Annotated in this window: 19 protein-coding genes and 1 pseudogene; 11 read left to right on the top strand and 9 right to left on the bottom strand. The window is 72.6% G+C overall.

What is annotated here, in order from left to right; translation table 11 throughout:
* Positions 1 to 18 precede the first annotated feature (18 nt).
* The 3 genes from ACLF6P_RS24365 to ACLF6P_RS24355 all read left to right on the top strand — a co-directional run bounded on the left by ACLF6P_RS24365 (position 19) and on the right by ACLF6P_RS24355 (position 2,311).
* Complete coding sequence (locus tag ACLF6P_RS24365; protein ID WP_415952922.1) at positions 19 to 1,248, top strand: ROK family transcriptional regulator; 1,230 nt, start codon at positions 19 to 21, stop codon at positions 1,246 to 1,248.
* Positions 1,249 to 1,286: 38 nt separating this feature from the next.
* Entirely contained in the window at positions 1,287 to 1,754 is a 468-nt protein-coding gene (locus tag ACLF6P_RS24360) for a cupin domain-containing protein (RefSeq protein WP_415952920.1), read from the top strand.
* Between the two features lie 263 nt (positions 1,755 to 2,017).
* Positions 2,018 to 2,311, top strand: coding sequence for an SHOCT domain-containing protein (locus ACLF6P_RS24355; protein WP_415952968.1), 294 nt, complete (start codon positions 2,018 to 2,020; stop codon positions 2,309 to 2,311).
* 166 nt (positions 2,312 to 2,477) lie between these two features.
* Here the strand turns inward: ACLF6P_RS24355 and ACLF6P_RS24350 are convergent, their stop codons facing one another.
* Together ACLF6P_RS24350 and ACLF6P_RS24345 are read right to left on the bottom strand one after the other, a co-directional pair.
* The gene (locus ACLF6P_RS24350; RefSeq protein ID WP_415952919.1) at positions 2,478 to 2,993 is read right to left on the bottom strand and encodes an ATP-binding protein; all 516 of its coding nucleotides are present in this window, start codon (positions 2,991 to 2,993) and stop codon (positions 2,478 to 2,480) included.
* A gap of 221 nt (positions 2,994 to 3,214) precedes the next feature.
* Positions 3,215 to 3,544: a hypothetical protein gene (locus ACLF6P_RS24345; RefSeq protein WP_415952918.1), complete on the bottom strand. Its 330-nt coding sequence runs from the start codon at positions 3,542 to 3,544 to the stop codon at positions 3,215 to 3,217.
* Positions 3,545 to 3,853: 309 nt separating this feature from the next.
* Between ACLF6P_RS24345 and cds1 the strand changes: the two genes are divergently transcribed.
* Positions 3,854 to 4,951: an L-cysteine desulfhydrase Cds1 gene (gene cds1 / locus ACLF6P_RS24340; RefSeq protein WP_415952966.1), complete on the top strand. Its 1,098-nt coding sequence runs from the start codon at positions 3,854 to 3,856 to the stop codon at positions 4,949 to 4,951.
* Between the two features lie 3 nt (positions 4,952 to 4,954).
* Here the strand turns inward: cds1 and ACLF6P_RS24335 are convergent, their stop codons facing one another.
* Both ACLF6P_RS24335 and ACLF6P_RS24330 read right to left on the bottom strand, forming a co-directional pair.
* On the bottom strand, positions 4,955 to 5,440 hold the full coding sequence (locus ACLF6P_RS24335; protein WP_415952917.1) for an SRPBCC family protein: 486 nt from the start codon (positions 5,438 to 5,440) through the stop codon (positions 4,955 to 4,957).
* Between the two features lie 16 nt (positions 5,441 to 5,456).
* The gene (locus ACLF6P_RS24330) at positions 5,457 to 6,407 is read right to left on the bottom strand and encodes a DeoR/GlpR family DNA-binding transcription regulator (protein WP_415952915.1); all 951 of its coding nucleotides are present in this window, start codon (positions 6,405 to 6,407) and stop codon (positions 5,457 to 5,459) included.
* 308 nt (positions 6,408 to 6,715) lie between these two features.
* On the opposite strand from ACLF6P_RS24330, the gene ACLF6P_RS24325 reads away from it, so the two are divergent.
* A complete protein-coding gene (locus ACLF6P_RS24325; protein WP_415952913.1) occupies positions 6,716 to 9,268 on the top strand; it encodes a hypothetical protein in 2,553 nt (850 codons plus the stop codon).
* A gap of 1 nt (position 9,269) precedes the next feature.
* Here ACLF6P_RS24325 and ACLF6P_RS24320 read toward each other — a convergent pair whose 3' ends face one another.
* The 4 genes and pseudogenes from ACLF6P_RS24320 to ACLF6P_RS24305 all read right to left on the bottom strand — a co-directional run bounded on the left by ACLF6P_RS24320 (position 9,270) and on the right by ACLF6P_RS24305 (position 14,199).
* Complete coding sequence (locus ACLF6P_RS24320) at positions 9,270 to 11,681, bottom strand: right-handed parallel beta-helix repeat-containing protein (RefSeq protein ID WP_415952911.1); 2,412 nt, start codon at positions 11,679 to 11,681, stop codon at positions 9,270 to 9,272.
* Between the two features lie 204 nt (positions 11,682 to 11,885).
* Complete coding sequence (locus ACLF6P_RS24315; protein ID WP_415952909.1) at positions 11,886 to 12,491, bottom strand: Rv1733c family protein; 606 nt, start codon at positions 12,489 to 12,491, stop codon at positions 11,886 to 11,888.
* Between the two features lie 334 nt (positions 12,492 to 12,825).
* Positions 12,826 to 13,643: pseudogene (locus tag ACLF6P_RS24310) on the bottom strand (MOSC domain-containing protein); the annotation flags it as partial.
* A 91-nt stretch (positions 13,644 to 13,734) separates the two neighbouring features.
* A complete protein-coding gene (locus tag ACLF6P_RS24305) occupies positions 13,735 to 14,199 on the bottom strand; it encodes a DUF6643 family protein (RefSeq protein WP_415952907.1) in 465 nt (154 codons plus the stop codon).
* A 529-nt stretch (positions 14,200 to 14,728) separates the two neighbouring features.
* On the opposite strand from ACLF6P_RS24305, the gene ACLF6P_RS24300 reads away from it, so the two are divergent.
* Complete coding sequence (locus tag ACLF6P_RS24300) at positions 14,729 to 16,051, top strand: TerD family protein (RefSeq protein ID WP_415952965.1); 1,323 nt, start codon at positions 14,729 to 14,731, stop codon at positions 16,049 to 16,051.
* 78 nt (positions 16,052 to 16,129) lie between these two features.
* On the opposite strand, the gene ACLF6P_RS24295 is transcribed toward ACLF6P_RS24300, so the two are convergent.
* Positions 16,130 to 17,299: a glycosyltransferase gene (locus ACLF6P_RS24295; protein ID WP_415952906.1), complete on the bottom strand. Its 1,170-nt coding sequence runs from the start codon at positions 17,297 to 17,299 to the stop codon at positions 16,130 to 16,132.
* Between the two features lie 58 nt (positions 17,300 to 17,357).
* Here ACLF6P_RS24295 and ACLF6P_RS24290 point away from each other — a divergent pair, with 58 nt between their 5' ends.
* From ACLF6P_RS24290 to ACLF6P_RS24270, 5 genes are all read left to right on the top strand, one after another.
* Positions 17,358 to 18,143: a glutamate racemase gene (locus ACLF6P_RS24290; protein ID WP_415952904.1), complete on the top strand. Its 786-nt coding sequence runs from the start codon at positions 17,358 to 17,360 to the stop codon at positions 18,141 to 18,143.
* A 120-nt stretch (positions 18,144 to 18,263) separates the two neighbouring features.
* Positions 18,264 to 18,821 (top strand): hypothetical protein, encoded by a 558-nt coding sequence (locus ACLF6P_RS24285; RefSeq protein ID WP_415952903.1) that lies wholly within the window; start codon positions 18,264 to 18,266, stop codon positions 18,819 to 18,821.
* Positions 18,822 to 18,881: 60 nt separating this feature from the next.
* Positions 18,882 to 20,495: an apolipoprotein N-acyltransferase gene (gene lnt / locus ACLF6P_RS24280; protein ID WP_415952901.1), complete on the top strand. Its 1,614-nt coding sequence runs from the start codon at positions 18,882 to 18,884 to the stop codon at positions 20,493 to 20,495.
* A gap of 51 nt (positions 20,496 to 20,546) precedes the next feature.
* Complete coding sequence (locus ACLF6P_RS24275) at positions 20,547 to 21,020, top strand: NUDIX hydrolase (protein WP_415952900.1); 474 nt, start codon at positions 20,547 to 20,549, stop codon at positions 21,018 to 21,020.
* 178 nt (positions 21,021 to 21,198) lie between these two features.
* The gene (locus tag ACLF6P_RS24270; RefSeq protein ID WP_415952898.1) at positions 21,199 to 21,909 is read left to right on the top strand and encodes a GNAT family N-acetyltransferase; all 711 of its coding nucleotides are present in this window, start codon (positions 21,199 to 21,201) and stop codon (positions 21,907 to 21,909) included.
* Positions 21,910 to 22,032 lie beyond the last annotated feature (123 nt).

Here is a 22,032-nt window from a genome sequence, read left to right as displayed (position 1 = left end):
CATGGGAGACTCGGGCCCATGAACGGCAAGGCGGCCCCAGGCGAAGAGCGGAACGGAACCGTGCGTTCCCGGCTTGACCGAGGGCGCGGAGCGCTCGGCCCCGCGCTGGAGTTGGTGCACACGGGACGGGCACCGACCCGGTCCGTGCTGACCGCCGAACTCGGCGTCACCCGGGCCACCGCCGGTGTCGTCGCGGCCGAGCTCGAAGCACTCGGTCTGATCACCGTGGAGCCGGGCGCGGCGGGCGGCGCCCAGGGCCGCCCGTCCCACCGCCTCACCCTCGCCGAGGACGGCCCCGTCGTGCTGGCCGCCCAGGTGCACGCCGACGGCTACCGCGCCGCGCTCGTCGGGCTCGGCGGGCGGATCGTCGCCACGACGCCCGGATGCGAAAGCGTCGACGCCGACCCCGCGCAGGTCATCAGCGCCGTGGTCGACGCGGGCGCGGCCCTGCTCGCGGCCTCCGGGCGCAGCTGTGCGGGGGCCGGGCTCGCCGTCCCCTCCGCCGTCGAGGACCCGGAGGGCCGCGCCCTCAACCCGCTGCACCTCGCCTGGCCCGCGGGCGCGCCCGTACAGCGGGTCTTCGCCGAACGCATCGCGGCCGCCGGACTCGACGTGCCCGCCTTCACCGGCAACGACGTCAACCTCGCCGCCCTCGCCGAACACCGCCACGGCGCGGGCCGCGGCGCCGCGCACCTGCTGTGCGTCGCGACCGGGCACCGTGGCGTCGGCGGCGCGCTGGTGCTCGACGGCCGTCTGCACACCGGCAGTTCGGGCCTCGCCCTCGAAGTCGGGCACCTCACCGTCAACCCCGAGGGCCGCCCCTGCCACTGCGGCAGCCGCGGCTGCCTCGACGTCGAGGCCGACCCGCTCGCCTTCCTCACCGCGGCCGGCCGCGAGCCGGGCCCCGAGGTCTCCCTCCTTGACCAGGCCAGGGACCTGCTGCGGGAGGCGTATGCGGACCCGGGGGTCCGTATGGCGGCCGAGGAGCTGATCGACCGCCTCGGCCTCGGCCTCGCCGGCCTCGTGAACATCCTCAACCCCGACCGCATCATCCTCGGCGGCCTGCACCGCGCCCTCCTCGACGCGGATCCGGAGCGGCTGCGGGCCGTGGTCGCCGACCGCAGCCTGTGGGGGCGCAGCGGGGGAGTGCCGATCCTGTCCTGCACCCTCGACCACAATTCGCTCGTCGGCGCTGCCGAACTGGCCTGGCAGCCCGTACTCGACGACCCCCTGCGCGTGCCCGCCTGAGCACGGCCCGACCAAGGACCAGGAGCAGCAAGCCGACCATGTACGACAAGCCGAACAGGTGCGAGCAGGCAGACGGCGAAGCCTTCCACCAGGTCACGGACGGTGTGTACGCGGGCAGGGCGGACCGGGACGCGGCCCTCGACCGCGGCTGGCTCCTCGGCCACTTCAAGGAACCCGGCGACCCGCGCCACTGCGCCGACCTCGAGATCAAATGGGGCGTGCACCCCAAGGGCGAAGGCCGGGCCGCCTGGGCCGTCGGCGAGGTCCGCACGGCCCTGCTGGTCCTCATCAGCGGCCGCTTCCGCCTCGAATTCCCCGGCCGGGACATCGTCCTCGAGGAGCAGGGCGACTACGTCATGTGGGGCAAGGGAGTCGACCACTCCTGGTACGCGGAGGAGGACGCGGTCGTCCTCACCGTCCGCTGGCCCTCGGTCCCCGGCTACCGCGTGGAGCCGCACGGCACCGGCCAGGAGGCCGCCGCGCTCACCAGACCGGACCTCGGGTGAGCAACTCCCGCTCCGGCTCGGACGCATGCAGCACCTGGAACACCTCGCCCGTACGCACCCGCCGCCGCCGTACTGACGCGGCCCCCGCCCGTACTGACGCGCCGCCGCTGTACTGACGCGCCGCCGCCGTACTGACGCGGCCCCCGCCCCTACTCCCCACGGAGCAGTCCGACTTCCGCCGGCCGTACGACGACCCGGACCCCCTCCCGGGGCGAGCCTCGATGCATCACAGCACTTCGGGAGCGGACTTGGAGATGGTGGAGATGCAGACCCTGGCACACTTCGGCGACGGCGGACCCGGCCCGTGGGCCCTGTTGTTCCCGCTCGTCTGGGCGGCCGTCGTGATCGGCGTGCTCACCCTGCTGCGGCGCAGTGGGTGGCGGGGCGGACGCCGTGGCTCCTGGCGGGCGGGTCCGGACGCGTCGAGCCCCTTCACCGTCCTCGGCAACCGGTTCGCCTCGGGCGAGATCGACGAGGACGAGTACTGGCGGCGGCTGACCGTGCTCGAGGAGCAGTTCGGGCGCGCCGACCGCGGCCGCAAGGGCAGGATGGCATGAGCACCGCGACCGTGTCGGCTTCGTCCTCCAGGCCTACGATCTGCTGCCGCTCCTGACCGTCGCCGCATGTCAGCCCCGGAAGAGCAGCGCCGCCGCGGAGCCCCCAACCCGTACACACAACGCGGAGCCCCCAACCCGTACACACAAGAAGCACATCACCGCCCGGTCAGCCCACGGCCGACCGGGCGGGAGCCATGGAATCCCCCGCGGCGTCCGCGGACCTCGCCACGCCGCCCTGGACCTCGGTGAACGGCACCGCGGCGCGCAGCGACAACGCTCCGGCCGCCGGCGGTGCCTCCAGCGTGAACCACACCGCCTTGCCCGCGGCCCCTTCCGGCCACACCCCCCAGCTCTCACTCACGGCCGCCACCATCGCGAGCCCCCGCCCGCACGTGTCCAGCGGATCCGCGTTGTGCACCTCGGGTATCCGGGGATCGTGATCGTGCACGGATACCCGGAGACGGTCGAGCAGCAGCTCGATCTCGACGGTGCACATCTTGTCCGGCCGGGCATGCCGGTGGACATTCGTGAGCAGTTCGGTGACGCAGAGCGCCGCACGGTCGATCAGTGGATCGAGGTGCCAGTGGCGCAATTGCGCAGAGACGATTCCGCGGACCTGTCCGATCCGCGACGGCAGGGCCTGCAGCTCCACCGCGCAGTGCCTGCTTTGCTGGCTGATCACGGCTGCGACTCCCCGGTTTCAGGAGAGGGAAGAAGACGGCAAACGGATCCGGAGCGCTCTCCGGATGTGTCCATGATGACTGCCTGCTCGGCGGTGCTGGGTCTCAGTGTGACCGCCGTTGAACCCTGAGTAGCGAGGTACCTCCAGCGTGACCCAGGGGGTTCGGCCATGCAACTTGCGTGACGTACGGCGAGCCTGTGCCACGGCGCGGATCCGCCACGTCACGTGGTGTGGAGACCACCGCCGGCCTGCCGTACGGCCTCGATGAACCGGCTCGCGGGCGGCGGCCCGGACTCCCCGGGCGCCGGGTCGAGTTCACCGAGCGTGAGCAGGTACCAGGTGCCGTTCACCGTTGCGAGCGCCTTGCCGACCGGCGCGAACCAGGGCCGCCCCGCATGCACCCGCGCCAGGGGTGCGCTGTCGATCTCCCGCCCGTAGCTGGTCAGCAGTTCGAGCCGGCCGGCTCTGATCCGGATCTGTCCCGCCCGGGTGAGCGAGCGCAGCCGCCTGCCGATCCGCACACCGGTGGCCCTGAACTCCGTCTCGGCCATGAAGAGCCCCCAACCTGTCCGCAATGGCAGTCTGCCCACGATGCGCGCGGGAAACCAGGGCCCGGACCGGTGCACCCGAGCACTGGACTGAGAACAAGCCTCCCCAAGCCTCACTTTGAGCAGCCCAAAGCGATGTTTCTGCAGGTGAGAAGCGTGTGTGGCATGTCTATGCTGGACACGCACCGACGCCCCCGCACCACCTGGCAGGCGCGACGGTATGCACCACGACGGACGCACCGGATCGGTGCGTGCACCAGGCAAGGGAGCGGCGCGGTGAGCACGGCACAGAAGCCTCGGACCTCGGCGGTGATGTCCACGATCGACGTGGACCGCAGCGACCTCGCATACCGGCAGTGGCTGAAAGAGGCCGTTCGCAGGGTGCAGGCCGATGCCAACCGTTCCGCCGACACCCACCTCCTGCGTTTCCCGCTGCCCGAGGAGTGGGGGATCGACCTCTACCTCAAGGACGAGTCGACCCATCCGACGGGAAGTCTCAAGCACCGTCTGGCCCGTTCGCTCTTCCTGTACGGCCTGTGCAACGGCTGGATCCGCCCCGGCGCACCCGTGATCGAGGCGTCCAGCGGCTCGACCGCCGTCTCGGAGGCGTACTTCGCGAAGCTGATCGGCGTGCCGTTCATCGCGGTGATGCCGCGCACGACCAGCACCGAGAAGTGCCGGCTCATCGAATTCCACGGCGGTCAGTGCCACTTCGTGGACGACCCCCGCGCCATGTACGAGGAGTCCGCCGCGCTCGCGCAGCGCACCGGCGGCCACTACATGGACCAGTTCACCTATGCCGAGCGGGCCACCGACTGGCGCGGCAACAACAACATCGCCGAATCGATCTACCAGCAGCTGAGGCTGGAGCGTTACCCCGAGCCGACGTGGATCGTGGCGACGGCCGGCACCGGCGGCACCTCCGCGACGATCGCGCGCTATGTGCACTACATGCAGCACGACACCCGCATCTGCGTGCCCGACCCGGAGAACTCCTGCTTCTTCGACGGCTGGGTCGACGGCGACCCGGGTTGCACCAGCGACTGCGGCTCACGCATCGAGGGCATCGGACGGCCCCGGATGGAACCGAGCTTCGTCCCGGGCGCGATCGACCGCATGATGAAGGTCCCGGACGCGGCGAGCATCGCCGCCGTACGGGCCCTGGAGTCGGCCATCGGACGCAAGGCGGGCGGTTCCACGGGCACCGGCCTGTGGAGCGCCCTGAAGATCATCGCGGAGATGGTCGCCGCGGGGGAGCGGGGCAGCGTCGTCACACTGCTCTGCGACCCGGGCGACCGCTATCTCGACAAGTACTACTCGGACGCGTGGCTGGCCGAACAGGGCCTGGACATCGGCCCGTACAGCGCGGCCATCGACTCCTTCCTGACCACGGGAGTCTGGCCGGGCTGACCGTCAGTGCCCCGAGCGTGCCCTGGTGAGCCGTTTGTCGAGCGCGCCTGCAGCATTGCGGAAGGCCAGTGAGAGGCCCGGTGCCGCCGCCTTGAAGAACAGCCGCAGCGGCGCCGAGGCCTCGACCGCGAAGGTCCACTGGAGCCGGCAGCCGGCGCCGCTGGGCGTGATCCGCCACTCCTCGACGAGATGGCGCACTCCGGGCGCATTGGTCTCGTCGACGCGGTACGCGTACACCTCATCCGGCTGCGAGGCCAGAATGGTCTCCTCGAAACGGATCCCGCCGTACAGGGCGACCGTGCGGCGCGCACCGCCGTCGTGCGGGGTGGCCCGCTTCACCGAGCGGAACCAACGGGGGAGCGTCTCCACCTCCACGGCGATCGCACGGTAGGTCTCGGCCGGACTCGCCCCGAGCTCGCGCGTGAACACCAGACGTACGGGTGCCGCCCGGAGGAAGTCGAGTCCGACCGGACTGAGTCGGCGTGCCATGGCATCCCCCACCTCGTCATGGCCGCTCACCGCCTGGTGAGCGGGGTCCGGTCACCATAGCTGAGGCCATGTCAGCTCCGGAAGGAGGGTCTCCGCAGGCGGACCGTCCACCGGCTCGGGCCCGTTCCGCCTGAGCGCCGGGCCGAACGCCCTCACCTCCCGCACCCGCCACCACAACCCGCCGCACCCGGTCCGCGATCTCCTCGCGCACCTTCTCGGACACCCCCGCGTCCGTCACCCAGGTGTCGACCTCTTCGAGGCGCGCGAAGGAACTCAGCCCCACCGTCCCCCACTTGGTGTGGTCGGCGACGACCACGACCCGGCGGGCTGACTGCACGAGCCGCCGGTTCGTCTCGGCCTCGGCGAGGTTCGGCGTGGACAGGCCGCCTTCCACCGATATGCCGTGCACTCCGAGGAGAAGCAGATCGAAGTGGAGCGTGGCGATCGCCTGGTCCGCCACCGGGCCGACCAGCGAGTCCGAGGGCGTGCGCACACCGCCGGTGAGTACCACCGTCGCCGAGCCCTGCCCGACACCGCCGCTGCGCTGCGCCGTGTGGAAGACGTCGGCCACCCGCACCGAGTTGGTGACCACGGTCAGATCGGGCACGTCGAGCAGCCGCTGCGCCAGTGCGTATGTGGTCGTGCCGCCGGACAGGGCGATCGCGCTGCCCGGCGCGACCAGCTCGGCCGCCGCCCGGGCGATGTCCTCCTTGGCGCCGAGCTCGAGTGCCGACTTGGCCTCGAAACCCGGCTCGTGCGTGGAGGCCTCGGCCACCGGCACCGCGCCGCCGTGCACCTTCTCCAGGACGCCCTGGCGGGCCAGGGCGTCGAGATCGCGGCGCACCGTCATGTCGGAGACACCGAGCTTGCGGGTCAGTTCGTTCACCCGCACGCCGCCGCGGCGCCTGACCTCGTCGAGGATCAGGGAGCGACGCTGCTCCGCGAGGAGGTTCTGGTTCTCGCTCACGCCCGCTCCCGGTCGACGTCGTCTGCGGTGACGGGGCCGCTCGGCCCCAGGCCCTGCGCAAGGCCCTCATCCTTGCACGCGGGGCCCGGCACGGGCCCCGGTGGTCCGCAGTGCGGGCGACAAGGGTCCGCTTCGCCCGGTTCCGCACGGACCGCCCCGCCCGCCGTACGCGGCGGGGGAGCCGAAACCGTACACCGCGGGGAGATTCCGTGACGAGGGGTGCACACGCGGTGTCCGGAGCGGGATTCTGATCCGTACAGGATTCTGATCGGCCAGGGATCAGGTGACACACGGGGGAGCTGCTGACGGTGCAGCGTGCCACGGCGGACAAGACCGCTCTCGAACTGCTCGTCCACGGCGTCGGCGGTGCCACACCCGAGAAGATGCTCGGCGACCCGCGGACCGTACGGATCACCGGTGACTCGACGGCGGCCGTACACCGCCGCGCCGAGGACGCCGAGGCGGAACGGCACCCCGGGAAGTTCCGGGACGAGCCCGTCCAGGAGGCCTATGTCTGGTCGGGTCTGACCTCAGGCAACGGCTCCCGCGCCCTCTGGCTGCTGCTCCTGCCGTTCATGGTGGCCAACCTCGCGCACTGGATGCGCCCGAGCGCCCGCGGCCACCGCCGCATGGTCCGTCTGTACGGAGCCCTGGTCCGCCTGCTCGGCCTGACCCTGACCGTGCTTCTGGTCGCCGCGGCCTGCGAGGTCGCCCTGGACCTCGCCGCCTGGCAGTGCGCGGGCACCGAGTCCTGCACCGAGGACCGCTCCTGGCTCGGCTTCCTGGCCCCCGGGACCTCCGGCGCTCACGGGACGGCGGGAGCGGGCGGGGGCTGGTGGAGCCAGCCCGGTCGCCGCCTCGCCCTGGCCGCGCTCGTCCCGGTCGCGCTCACCGCTCTGCTCTGGTATCTCTCGCACCGAACCTGGAGCGCCTACGAGTCCGTGGAGCCGTATCCGAGCCGGTTGCCGGAACGCCGGGCGGACCGGCAGCCGGACGGGGAGCCGGTCCCGGAACCGGACGGGGAGTCGGTCCCGGAACCGGACGGGGAGTCGGTCCCGGAACCGGACGGGGCAGCGGACCGGAAGTCGGACCGGAACCCGGACCGCCGACAGGACCCCGAGCAGGACGACGACCCGCGTCGCAGCGCCCTGAGCCACCCCGGATTCTGGTACGGCCGCCGCTTCGTGGCCCGCCTGCGCGCCGCGCACACCGCCGCCGGACTCCTCACGGTCGCCGCGGCCGTCGGCACCTCCGCGGCCCGCTACGACCGGGAGGCCGGCGGGCCCGCCCTGCTCGATGTCCTCGGCCGGGTCCTGGACGGCTTCCTGATCGCCGGCGGGCTGGTCATCGTCTACGTGCTGTGCCGCCGCGGACGCAAGGACCACACCGTCGACACCCACTCCGACCGCTTCCTCGTCACGGCCCTGCCGCTCGCCGCCCTGGCCGTCCTCGTCCTCAGCATCCTGTACGCCGGATGGGACCGGCCCGGCTGGGTCTCCGAGGGCCGGCTGCCCGGCGACCAGACCTTCGGCGGCATCGCCCTCGTCCAGGGGGTGCTCGTGGTGGCGCTCGCGGTCGTGGCGTACGTGCTGCACCGCAGCGACCCCCTCGCGAGCACCGCGCTGCGCGGGCTCGGCGGCCCCTGTGTCGCGATGCTCGCCTGCGCCCTCGGCGGGGTGATGTCCGGGGGCGTCGCCCAGCGCGTCGGCGACTGGCTCGACCGCGGCGCCACGCCCGGGGACGCCACGGGGGTGCTGCCGGGACCTCCTGTCGTGCTGTCCTGGCAGGCCGCGGTGATCCCGCTCCTGCTTGTCGTGGTGTTCCTCCTCGCCCTGGTCCTGGCCGTGCGGGCCCTGCGGCGCCGAGTCCGCGAGCAGGCCCGGGTGGAACGCGACTACGCGGTGGAGCGGCCCCACGAGCCCCGTAGCCGGAAGATCGCCTGGGCCCGGGTGACCGCGGCGCTCACCGACCGCGCACCGGTCCTCGTCGGCCTGGTCGCCGCAGTGACGCTGCTGCTCGGCGCCGGTGCGCTCTTCGGGGCGTGGGGGAGCGGCGAGGTGCCCGGGGTGGCCGCGGCCGGGGCGCCCGGCTTCATCGGCGCCGCCGCCGAGACCGCTCAGGCGCTGGGTTCCTGGCTGATCGGCCTCGGCTTCATCCTCTTCGTCACCTGGGGCCGGCGCGCCTACAGCGACGCCTCCGCGCGCCGCACCATCGGCATCCTCTGGGACGTCGGTACGTTCTGGCCGCGCGCCGCGCACCCCTTCGCACCTCCCTGTTACGCAGAGCGCGCGGTCCCCGACCTGACCTGGCGGATGGCCACCTGGACGAACCGGACCGGCGGCCGCCTGGTCATCTCCGGCCACTCCCAGGGCAGCGTCCTCGCGGCCGCGGCCGCCTGGCAGCTGAGCCCGGACGTACGGGGCAGGATCGGACTGCTCACCTACGGCTCACCGCTCGCCCGGCTCTACGGACGCTGGTTCCCCGCGCACTTCGGGGCCGCGGCACTCACCTCCCTGCACCGCGAGGTCGACTGCTGGCGGAACCTGTACCGGATCACCGACCCCATCGGCGGGCCCATCGGCCTCGACGGCGCCTGCGGACCGGCCGTCGACCATCCGCCGCTCAAGGACCCCCTCGCCTACGGCCGCACCCGCGAGCATCCGCTGCCCGCGCCGATCCTCGGCCACTCCGACTACCAGGCCGACCCGGTCTTCGCCGCCGAACGCGAAGCGCTGCTGCGGCGCCTGCGGCCGGGCGCCGTCGACGGGTCCGGCGCCGTCCACGCTCTGGGGGCCGTACCCACCCAGCCGGGCCCTGACACGGAGGAGAGTCCGGGCCCGGGCAGGCCACCGCAGCAGTGAGTCAGGGCAGTTCGGGCAGATCCTCGGGGTGCAGCAGCGTCAGATCGTCCGTGTCCACCTCGTCGAGCTGGGCGACCCGGCCCGCGTGCCGCTCCAGCATCGCCTCGAAGGTCTGCCGCGCGCTGCGCCCGTTACCGAAGCCCGGCCCCTTCGGCAGGACCGTGAAGTACTTGAGCAGCGCATCACCCGTACCGGAGGCGAGCCGGTACTCGTGCTCGTCGGCCTGCTGCTCCACGATGCTGAGCAGCTCTTCGGGCGCGTAGTCGCCGAAGGTGATGGTGCGGGAGAAACGGGAGGCCACACCGGGGTTGACCGACAGGAAGCGTTCCATCTCCGCCGTATAGCCCGCGACGATCACCACGACGGACTCGCGGTGGTCCTCCATCAGCTTCACGAGCGTGTCGATCGCCTCCCGCCCGAAGTCCCGCCCCGAGTCCTCGGGGGACAGGGCGTAGGCCTCGTCGATGAACAGCACACCGCCACGGGCCTTCTCGAAGGCCTCCTGCGTACGGATCGCGGTGGAGCCGATGTGCTCGCCGACCAGATCGACCCGCGAGACCTCGACCAGATGCCCCTGGTCCAGGACACCGAGCGCGGCCAGGATCTCGCCGTACAGCCGTGCCACCGTGGTCTTTCCGGTGCCCGGAGAGCCCGTGAACACCAGGTGCCGGCGCGCGGAGGCCGCCTTCAGACCGGCCTCCCGGCGCTTGCGGCCCACCTCGATCATGTCGGTGAGCGCCCGCACCTCGCGCTTGACGTTCTGCAGGCCGACGAGCTTGTCCAGCTCGCCGAGCACCGTCTTCGAGCTGCGTACCGTGGCCTGCGCCACCTCCGGCTGCGCCGCCTCGTGCCCGGTGCTCTGCTGCTGACCGGGCACGGCACCGAGCAGCCCCGTCGTCCGGGGCGCGGTCTGTACGGCTGTCTCCTGCGCAACGGGCCGCACCCCGGCGCTCTCGTCGCTGCCGCAGTCCTCGACCAGCGGCCCGTCCTCGGAGAACTCGTACCCGCCGCGCGCACACCGCTCGGTACGGCATCTGCGCAGCGTCGTACGGCAGCCGTCGAGCACGTGGAAGCCGTAGCCGCCACTGCCCGTCACCCGGCAGCTTTGGAAGGTTCCGCGACCCCCGGCCGAGACGTAGAAACCGGCCTCGGCGGGCGAGGTCACCGTGCAGCGCTCGATCGACGGATCCGCGCCCTTCGTGACGATCACGCCCGTCTGCACATCGTCGATGGTGCAGCCGCTCAACGTGCCCCCGCTGCCGTGGTCACGGAACCAGGCGCCGGTGGCCGCCGCGCGGATCCGGCAGTCGTCGAGCTGGGCCGTGGCCCCGTCACTGACCGAGACGGCGGTGTTGCGGACCTGGGAGAGGTCCGAGTCGACGACATCGGCGCGCGAGCCGCGGTCGAGCACGAACAGGGCGTCCGGCACCTCGTGCACCCGGCAGGAGTCGAGGACCGCACAGGCGCCGTCGCTGACCCACACGGCCGGATAGTCGCCCGTGCTCTCGTGGATCTCGCACTGGTTGGCGTCCACCCGGGTGCCCGGATCCCATACGGACAGACCGTTGCGGCCGAAGCGGCTCACCGTCGAGCGGGTCAGCGTGAGCACCGAACGAGAACGCAGATCCACCGCGTTCTCCGGGATGTCGTGCAGCCGGCAGTCGGCGAGGGTGAGCACTGCGTCCGTGTCGAGCGTGACCCCGTCGGCGGTGGTGCGGTGCACCTCGCAGTCCGTCAGGTGCGCACAGGCGCGCGAAGTGACCTGCACACCGGCGCCCTTGATCTCGTACACCTCGCAACCCAGCGCCTCCAGCGCCGAGTTCTCCCCGGTGACGCTCAGGCCCGCACTCGCCGCGTGGTGCACCCGGCAGCGTTCGAGCCGCGGATGCGCGCCATCGCGCACCGCGACGCCCATCTGCCCGGCCGCGACGACCTCGCACTCCTCGAACACTCCGCCGGCGCCGTCGAGCACGGCGATCCCGATCCCGGCCGGATTGTCCACGGTGCACCGCCGCACACTGGGCCGTGCGCCTCCGCGGACCTCCAGGCCGCTGGCCGAGCGCGTCACGATCCGCAGATCCGCGAACTGCGGGGCGCCGTCCTCGACGAGCAGTGCGGGCGCCGCCGCGTCCTGCCCCTCGAACTGCAGGTCCTGTACGACGGCGGAGGCCCGCACGGTCAGCGGCACCCCGTCCGCGGGCGCGATGCGCACCGCTCCGGGGGAGCCCTCGGGGCCGCGCAGGGTCACCGCGCGCAGCACCACCAGGTTCTCGCGGTACGTGCCCGGCGAGACGGTCAGCACATCGCCGTCGCCCGCCGCATCGAGTGCGGCGGCGATCGAGGCGTACTCGCCGGTGCGGCGCCGCCACCGCGATGTGCCGGTGTGCGTCACCTGGACCGTGCCCTGAGCCATGGCGCTGCTTAGCCCCCACCTCTGCTGCGTGTGTCGCGTTTGATGCCGGGTGTATCGCGTCGGTCGCACCGACTTCTCGCGTCCGACGCCCCACCGTAGCGTGCGCGGGCGGGCCGTATTGACCGGTCGGCCAGGTATGACCCTCAGGAAGCACGGACCACTGGAACCGGCCGCCCGCAGCCGCGAGAAGTCTTGGGCAAGGCCTCAACTCCCGGTGCCGGTGCGCCCCCAGTCGGGGCCGATGTGCGCCCACTCGGCCTCCAAGGCGGCATAGCGCCGACGCAGCATCGCCCATACGGCGAGCCGCCGCAGCGCCTCGATCAGCGCCACTGCGGTCGCGGCGGCCGTGAATCCGGCGAAGCCGGCATGGACGGCGGCGGTGCCCGCGGCCATGGGCTCGGCGACCGGGGAGCCCTCCCCGTCGACCCACAGCAGGAACCGGTCGCCCGGACGCGGATCCGTCATCGTGCTCGGCACGGTGCCATGGCGCGGCTTCCCGTTCGGGGCCTGCCAGTCCGCGACCACCCGGGCGCTCTTCTCCCGCTCCGCGGAGGTCTCGGCGGCGGGGCTGACACGGGGCGGTGCGGAGATCTTGTCCACCGTCGCCTGTACACGATGCCGCGACTCGTGCTGCGCTTGTACGGCCCGGTCGAGCGCGGCACTGCTGGTGGCACCGACCGCGGCTCCCACGAGCGGGGCCACGAGCAGCATGGCCAGCAGGGCGAGGAGTGCCACCCAGGCCTCGAGGAGGTCGGTCGCGCGGCGCAGCGGATTGCTCCGCCAGCGCCAGAGCCCTGTGATCGTCCGCATGGCTGAGCACCCCCTCCGTGTCCGCGGTCGCGGCACGGTTCGGCACAACAGGTACCCACAACGGGCGTCATCCGTCACCTCGATGACGCTCCCTTCGAGCGTGCCACATCCGCCGCGGTGACGGGGTGCCGTCCCGTGTCCGATTCTTCCCCTCTTCGCGGGGAATGCCCAGGCGTCCGGGCCGACGTTCCGTGGAGCAGGCGCAGGACCGCTCCTGGTCGGGCACTCGCAGGTCCCCCGGGCCAGTACTCGCGGGCCCCCTGGGCCGGCACTCGCAGGTCGCCTGGGCCGGCGCTCCCTGCGGTGCAGCGCTTCCTGGTCGAGCAACCTTCTGGTCCAGCACCCGGACCGTGTCGCCGACGTGGATCGTGCCCAGGGCTTCGGGGGACGAGATGCCGGCCGAAGACCAGCTGGTGGCCGAGACGGCGGTGGCGCGCCAGGGTGGGCAGCGGTTCCTTGCCACGCACGGCGGTGACCTGGTCGGTGGTCGTCACGACACACCTGCCGCACGGCTTCGCCACCCGGAACACCGCCTCGCCGATCGCGAGTCGCCGGAAGTCGCCCTCGGCCCAGGGAACCGTGCCCTCGATGACCACATGGGGGCGGAAACGGTTCATCGACACCGGAGCCTCGTCCGGACGGTCGCCCTGGGCGATCAGTGAATTGAGCGCGTCGAGGGAGGAGCGCGTGGTGAGCAGAAGCGGATATCCGTCCGCGAACGGCACCGTCCCACCGGGCCGGGCGAAGCGCGGGTCGATGGTCGGCGCGTGGCGGGCGCGTCGAGATGGACGAGCCGTACCTCCGCGCCGAGGTACTCGCCGAACCACGCGTGCGCGGCCTCCGCGGCAGGCACCACCTCGACCTTGTCCCGCCTGACCTCCACCGTCACCGACGCACCCGGCCCGGGCACGGCAACCGTGAGCTGCGCACGGCCGGCGCGCTCACCCGGATGCCGTCCGCCGGCGACTCCGGCTCGGCCAGGGCCAGTCGGACATGCTCCCGCTGTGTCATGACGCGCTTGCCGGCGTCCACGAGCAACCAGCGCCGGTCACCGGCGAGTCCCCAGGGCTCCACGCCGGCCTGCAAGGGCGCGAAGCCGCGCCCTGACTTCAGCGGATGCACATGGATCGACTGCAGCTTCACGGTCGGCAACCGGTCATCCTGCCGGCCCGCTTCCGGCGCCCCGGAGCGGTCTGCGCACCCGTGCCAGGTCCATCAGCGGGGGCGATCGACGGCAGGGCGATCAGTAGCCGCCGGGATGCCTGCGCTGGTACGGGTCCTCGTACGGCATGGGCGCTGGCGCGGGGCGTGGAGCGGCCGGCCGCATCGCCTCGTACCCGGCACCGCCCATCGGGCGCTGGGGCTGTGGCATCGGCTGGGCGCCGGGATGTCCGCCGCCGGGATGTCCGCCGCGCTGCATCGACTGCTGCTGCGGAATGTACGGAGCAGGAGCATGCTGCAGCTGTGCCTGCTGCCCGTACCCGTAAGCCTGGGCGGCGGGCTGCGGCGAAGGAGCCGAGGGCAGCGCGGGAAGCGCCGCCGGGAGCGCGGACAGCTGGCTGCCCGGCGCGTCATAGCCGGAGGGCACCCGGATCGGGGCGATCTGCGGCGTACCCCGCTCGGCGACGAGGGAGTCGTAGATCGGGGTGTCCGGGAAGGACGGCGAGGCGTAGTAACCGCCGCCGTAGGCGGAGCGGGGGGAGGTCATGGCACATAAGTTAAGCCCACGATGTGCTGGTTGGATAGCCCTGACATCGGTGGGGCTTGTGTGAATACATCTGGACTTGACGCACCCGTTTCTCCTTGGGGCGCCATCCGGCCAACTCACCGTGCCCGGGGGGCCTATACGAACGGCCGAAATGTCGCTCAATTGTCCAGCGCGGTTTACCCGGACCGGCTGGATGCCGCGGACGTCGACATGTTCGACACGGCCGCCGCCGCGGGCCCCGGGCGCCGTGCCGGGCGGGACGCGCGGCGTTTGCCGGATGCCGTTGCGAACCCGCGGCGAAGTTCACCCGGGACAGTGATCCGATTTCCGGGTGAAGTCCTCGAACTCACCGGGGACTTCCGGCTTGCCGGGGAGGAAGGTAAACCCTGCGAGGATGCCGCGCCGGGCTTTGCGGTGCGGACACCGCGCGTCCCGGGGGAGCGGCGGGCTAAGTTGTCCGTGGGCCGCACAGGGGGTCCTTTCCGAAGAAGACGACGCATCAGTGGGGGCACGAATGTCCATGCAGTCCATGTCGAAGGGCTCCAATCTCGCGGTGCCCGCATCCGCTGTCCGGATCGAGATCGGCTGGCGGCCCGGCCCCGGCGTGCCCGATGCCGATGCCTCGGCGCTGCTGCTCGCCTCCGGCAAGGTGCGCAGCGATGCGGACTTCGTCTTCTACAACCAGCCCTCGCACAGCTCGGGCGCGGTACGCCACGAGGGCAAGCGGACCGCGGGCGCGGAGACCCTGGACTGCGTGAGCATCGACCTCGGGCGCATCGAGCCGGACGTCGAACGGGTGGTGCTCGCCGCCTCGTCCGACGGCGGAACGTTCGGCCAGGTGCCCGGGCTGCACATCCGGGTGATGGACGCGGCGGGCGGCGCCGAGATCGCCCGCTACGAGAGTGCGGACGCCACCGTCGAGACGGCCTTCGTCCTGGGCGAGCTGTACCGGCGCCAGGGCGCGTGGAAGTTTCGCGCGGTCGGCCAGGGCTACAGCAGCGGGCTCGAAGGCCTCGCCACGGACTTCGGGATCACGGTCGACGAACCCCAGCAGGCGGCACCCGCCCCGGCTCCCGCACCCGTCCCGGCTCCCGCTCCGCCTGTGGCCGCACCGCCCGTTTACGCCCCGCAGACTCCGCCCGCCCCGCCCGCGGTCCCGGCCACCCCGGCCACCCCGGTCGCCCCGGCCACCCCAGTGGCCCCTGCTGCCCCCGTCCGGCTCACCAAGGTGACGCTCACCAAGGCCGCGCCCACCGTCTCGCTCACCAAGCAGGGCGGCACCTCGGGCGGGATGCGCATCAACCTCAACTGGGAGGTGCGCAAGCAGTTCAAGGGCTGGGCCGCCAAGCTCGGCCGTGCCGTCGCCATGCACTCGGACCTCGACCTCGACCTGTGCGCGCTCTACGAGCTCACCGACGGCCGCAAGGGCGTGATCCAGGCCCTCGGCAACGCCTTCGGCGCCTACGACCGGCCCCCGTTCATCCACCTCGACGGCGATGACCGCACGGGTGCCAACGCATCGGGCGAGAACATGTCGATCAACCTCGACCAGAAGAACGCCTTCCGGCGGATCCTCGTTTTCGTCACGATCTACGAGGGCGCCCGCAGCTTCGCCGATCTGCACGCGACGGTCACCCTGACCCCGCAGCACGGCGCCTCGGTCGACTTCTCACTCGACGAGTGCACCGTCCCCTCGAACGTATGCGCCCTGGCCCTGATCACCAACGAGAACGGCGACCTGGTGGTCCGCCGCGAATCCCGCTTCCTGGTCCCCGAACGCGGTGTCAGCCCGCAGCGCACCGTCGACTACGCCTACGGCTGGGGCCTGGACTGGACACCGGGCCGCAAGTGACACCCGCCTGAACCACCGACCGGCACCGGTCAGGCCTCGATGCGCGGCCTCGATGCGGACATCGGCCGGACCGCCGGATCAAGCCGCCCGGTCGGGCCGCGCATACGTGCGGCCCTTCCAGGCCGCCCCGCGCCCGCGATGGTGCTGCACCGCCGAGTCGACGGTCATGAGCAGGTACAGCACCGCCGTGGCGGGCAGCAGCGGCGCGAGCCACAGCGGCTGCCCGTAGTAGCGGAGCATCGGGGTGTACGTGGCGGCCATCACCAGCCACGCGAGGCCTGCCACCGAGGCGGCCGCCCCGTCGCCGGCCGCAAGCCCCGCCACGAGAACCGCCGGCGGCACCACATAGACCAGCAGCAGCCCCGCCACCGTCCCGAGCAGCAGCAACGGATGGTGGCAAAGCTGCGCGTACGCACTGCGCGAGACCATCCGCCACAGGTCGCCGAGGCGAGGGTAGGGCCGGATGCTGGCCACCTTCTCGGCCAGCCCCAGCCATACCCGGCCGCCGGAGTCCTTCACGGCCCGCGCGAGCGCCACATCGTCGATCACCGCATGGCGGATGGCATCCGGCACCCGCGCGCGGGCCGCCGCCTCGTTTCGAAGCAGCACACAGCCCCCGGCCGCGGCAGCCGTCCGCGAGCCGTCCACCGCGATCCGGCGGAACGGGTAGAGCTGCGCGAAGAAGTAGACGAAGGCAGGAACGATCATTCGCTCCCACCCGGTCGCCACCCGCAGCCGCGCCATCTGCGAGACCAGATCGAAGCCTGAGCCGTGCGCCGCCGCGACCAGATCCCGCAGGCTGTCCGGGGCATGGGCGATGTCCGCGTCCGTCAGGAGCAGATAGTCGGGCGCCTGCGCGGCCCGCGCCTCGGCGATCCCGTGCCGTACCGCCCACAGCTTCCCCGTCCAGCCGGCCGGCGGCTCACCGGGAGAGGTCACGGCCAGCGGCAGCCCGCCGTGCTGTTCGGACAGCACACGGGCCAGCTCACCGGTGCCGTCCGTACTCGCATCGTCGACGAGGAAGACCCGGGCCTCGCCCGGATACTCCTGCGCGAGCAGCGACGGCAGGCTGAGCGGAAGCACCTCGGCCTCGTCCCGGGCCGGCACGACCAGCGCCACCGACGGCCACTTCGAGGGAGCCGAGCGGCCGGGCAGCCTGATGTCCGTACGCCAGAAGAAGCCCTGCGCGAGCAGCAGCCACAGCCAGGCGGCGAGCGAAGCGGCGGCGGTCCAGGCGAGTGCGCTCATCCCCGCGATGATGCCCCACGACCCGGCTGCGAGGGGGCCGATCGACTATGGTGACCGGGTGAAGATCGCGCTTCTGGACTCCGGAATCGGCCTCCTGCCCGCCGCGACCGCCATGCGGCGCCTGCGGCCCGACGCCGATCTCGTCCTGTCCAACGACCCCGAGGGCATGCCCTGGGGCCCGCGCACCGCCGAGGACCTCACCGGCCGCGCCCTCGCCTGCGCGCAGGCGGCCGCAGCGCTGCGGCCGGACGCGCTGATCGTCGGCTGCAACACCGCCTCCGTGCACGCGCTGCCCACCCTGCGCGCGCACCTGGAGCCCTCGCTGCCCGTCATCGGCACCGTCCCGGCGATCAAGCCGGCCGCCGCGGGCGGCGGACCCGTCGCGATCTGGGCCACACCGGCCACCACCGGCAGCCCCTACCAGCGTGGCCTGATCGCCGACTTCGCCGCGGGCGTCGACGTCACCGAAGTGCCCTGCCCGGGGCTGGCCGACGCCGTGGAGCAGGCCGACGAGGCCGCGATCGACCGCGCCGTTGCGGCCGCCGCGGCGCTCACGCCGGGCGACGTCCGCGCGGTGGTCCTCGGCTGCACCCACTACGAACTGGTCTCGGAGCGTATCCGCGCCGCCGTGCAGCAGCCCGGTGAGCCGCCGCTGATCCTGCACGGCAGCGCGGGCGCCGTGGCCGCCCAGGCTCTGCGCCGCATCCACGCGCAGCCCGCCCCCGAGGCCCCGGCCACCGGGACCCTGACCGTCCTGCTCACCGGCCGCGAGGGCGAGCTTCCGGCCGAGGCCCTCACGTATGCCGAAGGCCGCCAGCTGAGCGCCACCAGCGCGGCGCGCTGAGCGACGGCATCGCCCCAGGCGTCACCGGCGTCACGCCGCGGAGGTACGTGGCCGGAGCATCCGTGGGTCACCCTCCGCAACCTGGTGCCTTCGCAACGGAACGCGAGTAGCCTTCACGGCATGAGGCACCACCCCCACAAGGAGCGGGGCACCGAGCCCCATCCCGACGTCTGGACCGGTCGCGCCACCAACCGTATGCAGTGGCTGCTCGCCTGTGCCGGTGCGGCCTGCATGGCGCTCGGCATCGAGCTGGCCGTCGACGCACCGTGGACCTCCGGGCTCGCGCCCCTGCTGATGGCGGTGATCGGCTGCCTCGCCGCGGGCCTGTTGATGCTCTTCGGCACCCTCGCCTTCGTACACGTGGCGGTACGCGTGGACACCGAAGCCATCGAAGTGCGCTGCGGCCACATGGGCCTGCCACGCCGTCGTATCCCGCTGAGCCAGATCGTCGGCGCCGAGTTCCTCCCCCGGGTCACCCCCCGCCACTGGGGTGGCTGGGGCTACCGCTGGCGCCCCGAGAAGGGCACCGCGGTCGTCGTACGGCGCGGTGAGGGCATCATCCTCGAACTGGGCGACGGGCGCACCTTCACCGTCACCGTCGACGATGCCGAGGGCGCCGTCCGCTTCATCCGCGAACGCCTCCGGCTGCCCGCCACGGGCTCCGCGAACGGCCTCTGAGCCACGTGCAGGCCGGACGCCCCTGCCCAGGTCACAGCCACGCGCCGTAGACTCCGCGGCGTGACAGCCACCATCACGCCGACCGGCGAGCAGACCCCGCCCGCACCCGAGCCGCGCGGCCGCAGGCTGCTGCGCCGGCTCGTTCCGCTCGCGGCCGCGGCGCTCAGCGGTGTGCTCCTGTACGTGAGCTTCCCGCCCCGCACCCTGTGGTGGCTCGCGCTGCCCGCTTTCGCCGGGCTCGCCTGGTGTCTGCGCGGCCGCGGCGTGAGGAGCGCGCTCGGCCGCGGCTACCTCTTCGGCCTCGGCTTCCTGCTGCCGCTGCTCGTCTGGACCGGCGTCGAGGTCGGTCCCGGGCCGTGGCTGGCCCTGGCCGCCATCGAAGCGCTGCTCGTGGCCGTCACCGCGGTCGGCATGGCCGCCGTGTCCAGGCTGCCCGGAGCGCCGCTGTGGGCGGCGGCCGTGTGGACGCTCGGCGAGGCGGTCCGCGCGCGGGCACCGTTCGGCGGCTTCCCCTGGGGCAAGCTCGCCTTCGGCCAGGCCGACGGGGTGTTCCTGCCGCTTGCCGCGCTCGGCGGGACTCCCGTGCTCGGCTTCGCCGTGGTGCTCTGCGGCTACGGTCTCTTCGAAGCCGTCCGCGTCGGCCTTGACCACCGCCGTACCCGCACCCTGCACCGTGCCGCCGCCGCGGTGGCCGTCGGCGCGGTCACCGTGCCGACGGCCGCGGCCCTCGCCTCGCTGCCGCTGGTCTCCGACGCGGCGGAGGACGGCACCGCCACTGTAGCCGTCATCCAGGGCAACGTGCCGCGGGCGGGACTCGACTTCAACGCCCAGCGCAAGGCGGTCCTCGACCACCACGTCAAGGAGACGCTGCGCCTGGCCGAGCGGATCCGTGCGGGCGAGGTGGAGCAGCCCGATGTCGTGCTCTGGCCGGAGAACTCCTCCGACATCGACCCATTCCGCAACCCCGACGCGTACGCGGACATCGACGCCGCCGTCAAGGCCGTCGGGGCGCCTGTCTCGGTGGGCGGGGTCGTCCTGGCGGAGGACGGGCGGCTGCTCAACGAACAGATCCTGTGGGACCCCGTCGACGGCCCCACCGACACGTACGACAAACGCCAGATCCAGCCCTTCGGCGAGTACCTGCCGCTGCGCTCCGTGGTCAACGCGATCAACCCCGCATGGGGATCGATGGTCCGCCAGGACTTCAGCCGCGGCACCGAACCCGGTGTTTTCACCATGGCCGGCACGAAGGTGGGCCTCGCGACCTGCTACGAGGCGGCCTTCGACTGGGCCGTGCGCGACACCGTCACGCACGGCGCCCAGCTGCTCTCCGTACCCAGCAACAACGCCACCTTCGACCGCAGCGAGATGACCTACCAGCAGCTCGCCATGTCACGGATCCGCGCCGTCGAGCACAGCCGCACCGTCACCGTCCCCGTGACCAGCGGGGTGAGCGCCGTCATCGGGCCGGACGGCGAGATCGTGCAGCGCACCACCTGGTTCACCGCCGACACCCTCGTCGCCGAGGTGCCGCTGCGCAGCTCGCAGACCCCGGCCACGCGGCTCGGCAGCGCCCCGGAGACCGCTCTGATCGTGCTTGCCGCGGGCGGAATCGGCTGGTCCGTCGCGCGCCGGATTCGCGACCGGCGTACGACGGGCTCTGCCGCTCGGTGATCCGGACAGCCCGGCCCGGACGGAGATCGGCGAACGGCTAGGGTCGAGCCCATGGGTACCCCCGACTTCATCCGCGAGATCCGGACCAGCGTGGGCCACGAGCTCCTGTTCCTGCCGGGCGTTACCGCCCTCGTCTTCGACGACGAGGGCAGAGTGCTGCTCGGCCGGCGCGCCGACACCGGCAAGTGGTCCGTGATCGGAGGGATCGTGGAGCCCGGTGAGCAGCCTGCCGCCTGCGCCGTGCGCGAGGTCTACGAGGAGACCGGCGTGCACTGCGTACCGGAGCGGGTGGTCCTGGTGCAGACCCTCGACCCGATCACGTACCCGAACGGCGACCGGTGCCAGTTCATGGACATCACCCTGCGCTGCCGCGCGGTCGGCGGCGAGGCGCGGGTCAATGACGAGGAGTCCCTCGAAGTGGGCTGGTTCTCCGTCGACGCCTTGCCGCAGCTGCACGAGTTCGGGGCCTTCCGCATCAAGCAGGCGCTGCTGGACGAGCCGACCTGGTTCGACACGGCGGTCTGAGGATTCGACACGGCGGCCCGAGGATCCGACGCGGAGGTCTCAGGCTTCGACGCGGCGGTCTCAGGACGAGATGGCACGCACGGAATAATTCCGCCGTGCCCGGGCTTGCACCCGGTGCATCATCGCGGAGCGCACGCCCCGCCGCACACGATTCACGGCAGAAGCGAGGCACCGCACCATGACCGCCGCAGGGACGGCGACCCGGCACGTCCTGGACAACCCCGCCTACGACGCACTCCTCGGCCCGCACGCCCACCTCGCCGAGCAGTGTGGCCGTGCCCGCCGCTACCCCGTGGACATGGCGCCGTGGGCCGCCCTGCCGGACGAACCCGAGGCCCGGGACTGGGCCGATCTCGCGGCTCTCGCCGGCCCGGGCGCCGAGGTCGCGCTGCCCGGCCTGCGCTCCATGCCGCCCGCCGGCTGGGAGATCGACTGGGAGGGCCTCGGCGTACAGCTCGTCGACGCATCGGTCGACGCCCGCCCGGACCCCGAGGCCGTACGGCTCGGCGCCGACGATGTTGTGGACATGCTCGACCTTGTGGGCCGTACACAACCGGGACCGTTCCTGCCGCGGACCGTGGAACTCGGCACCTACCTCGGCATCCGCCGCGAGGGCCGGCTCGTGGCGATGGCGGGGGAGCGGATGCGCCCGCCCGGCTGGTCCGAGATCAGCGCCGTCTGCACCGACGAGGCATTCCGCGGCCAGGGCCTGGGCACCCGGCTCGTACGGGCCATGGCGGCGGCCATCCGCGCACGCGGCGAGACACCCTTCCTGCACGCGGCCGCGGAGAACGAGAGCGCGATCCGGCTCTACGAAGCGCTGGGCTTCAGCCGGCGCGGGTACACGCGGTTCGTGGGCGCGCGAACGCCCGCCGCGGCGGCCGACTGACCTGCTCGCGCGTACGGCCTCGCGGACGCGGCCTCGCGGACGCGGCCTCGCGGATGGTGTCTCGCGGATACGGAGTCGCGGATACGGCTCAGCGCGTACGGCTCCGGCCTCCGCGCACCCGCC

The organism is Streptomyces lothianensis (assembly GCF_047779955.1).
Lineage (GTDB): Bacteria > Actinomycetota > Actinomycetes > Streptomycetales > Streptomycetaceae > Streptomyces.
The sequence above is the reverse complement of the archived record's forward strand: the minus strand, read 5'-3'. Positions and strand labels throughout refer to the sequence as shown.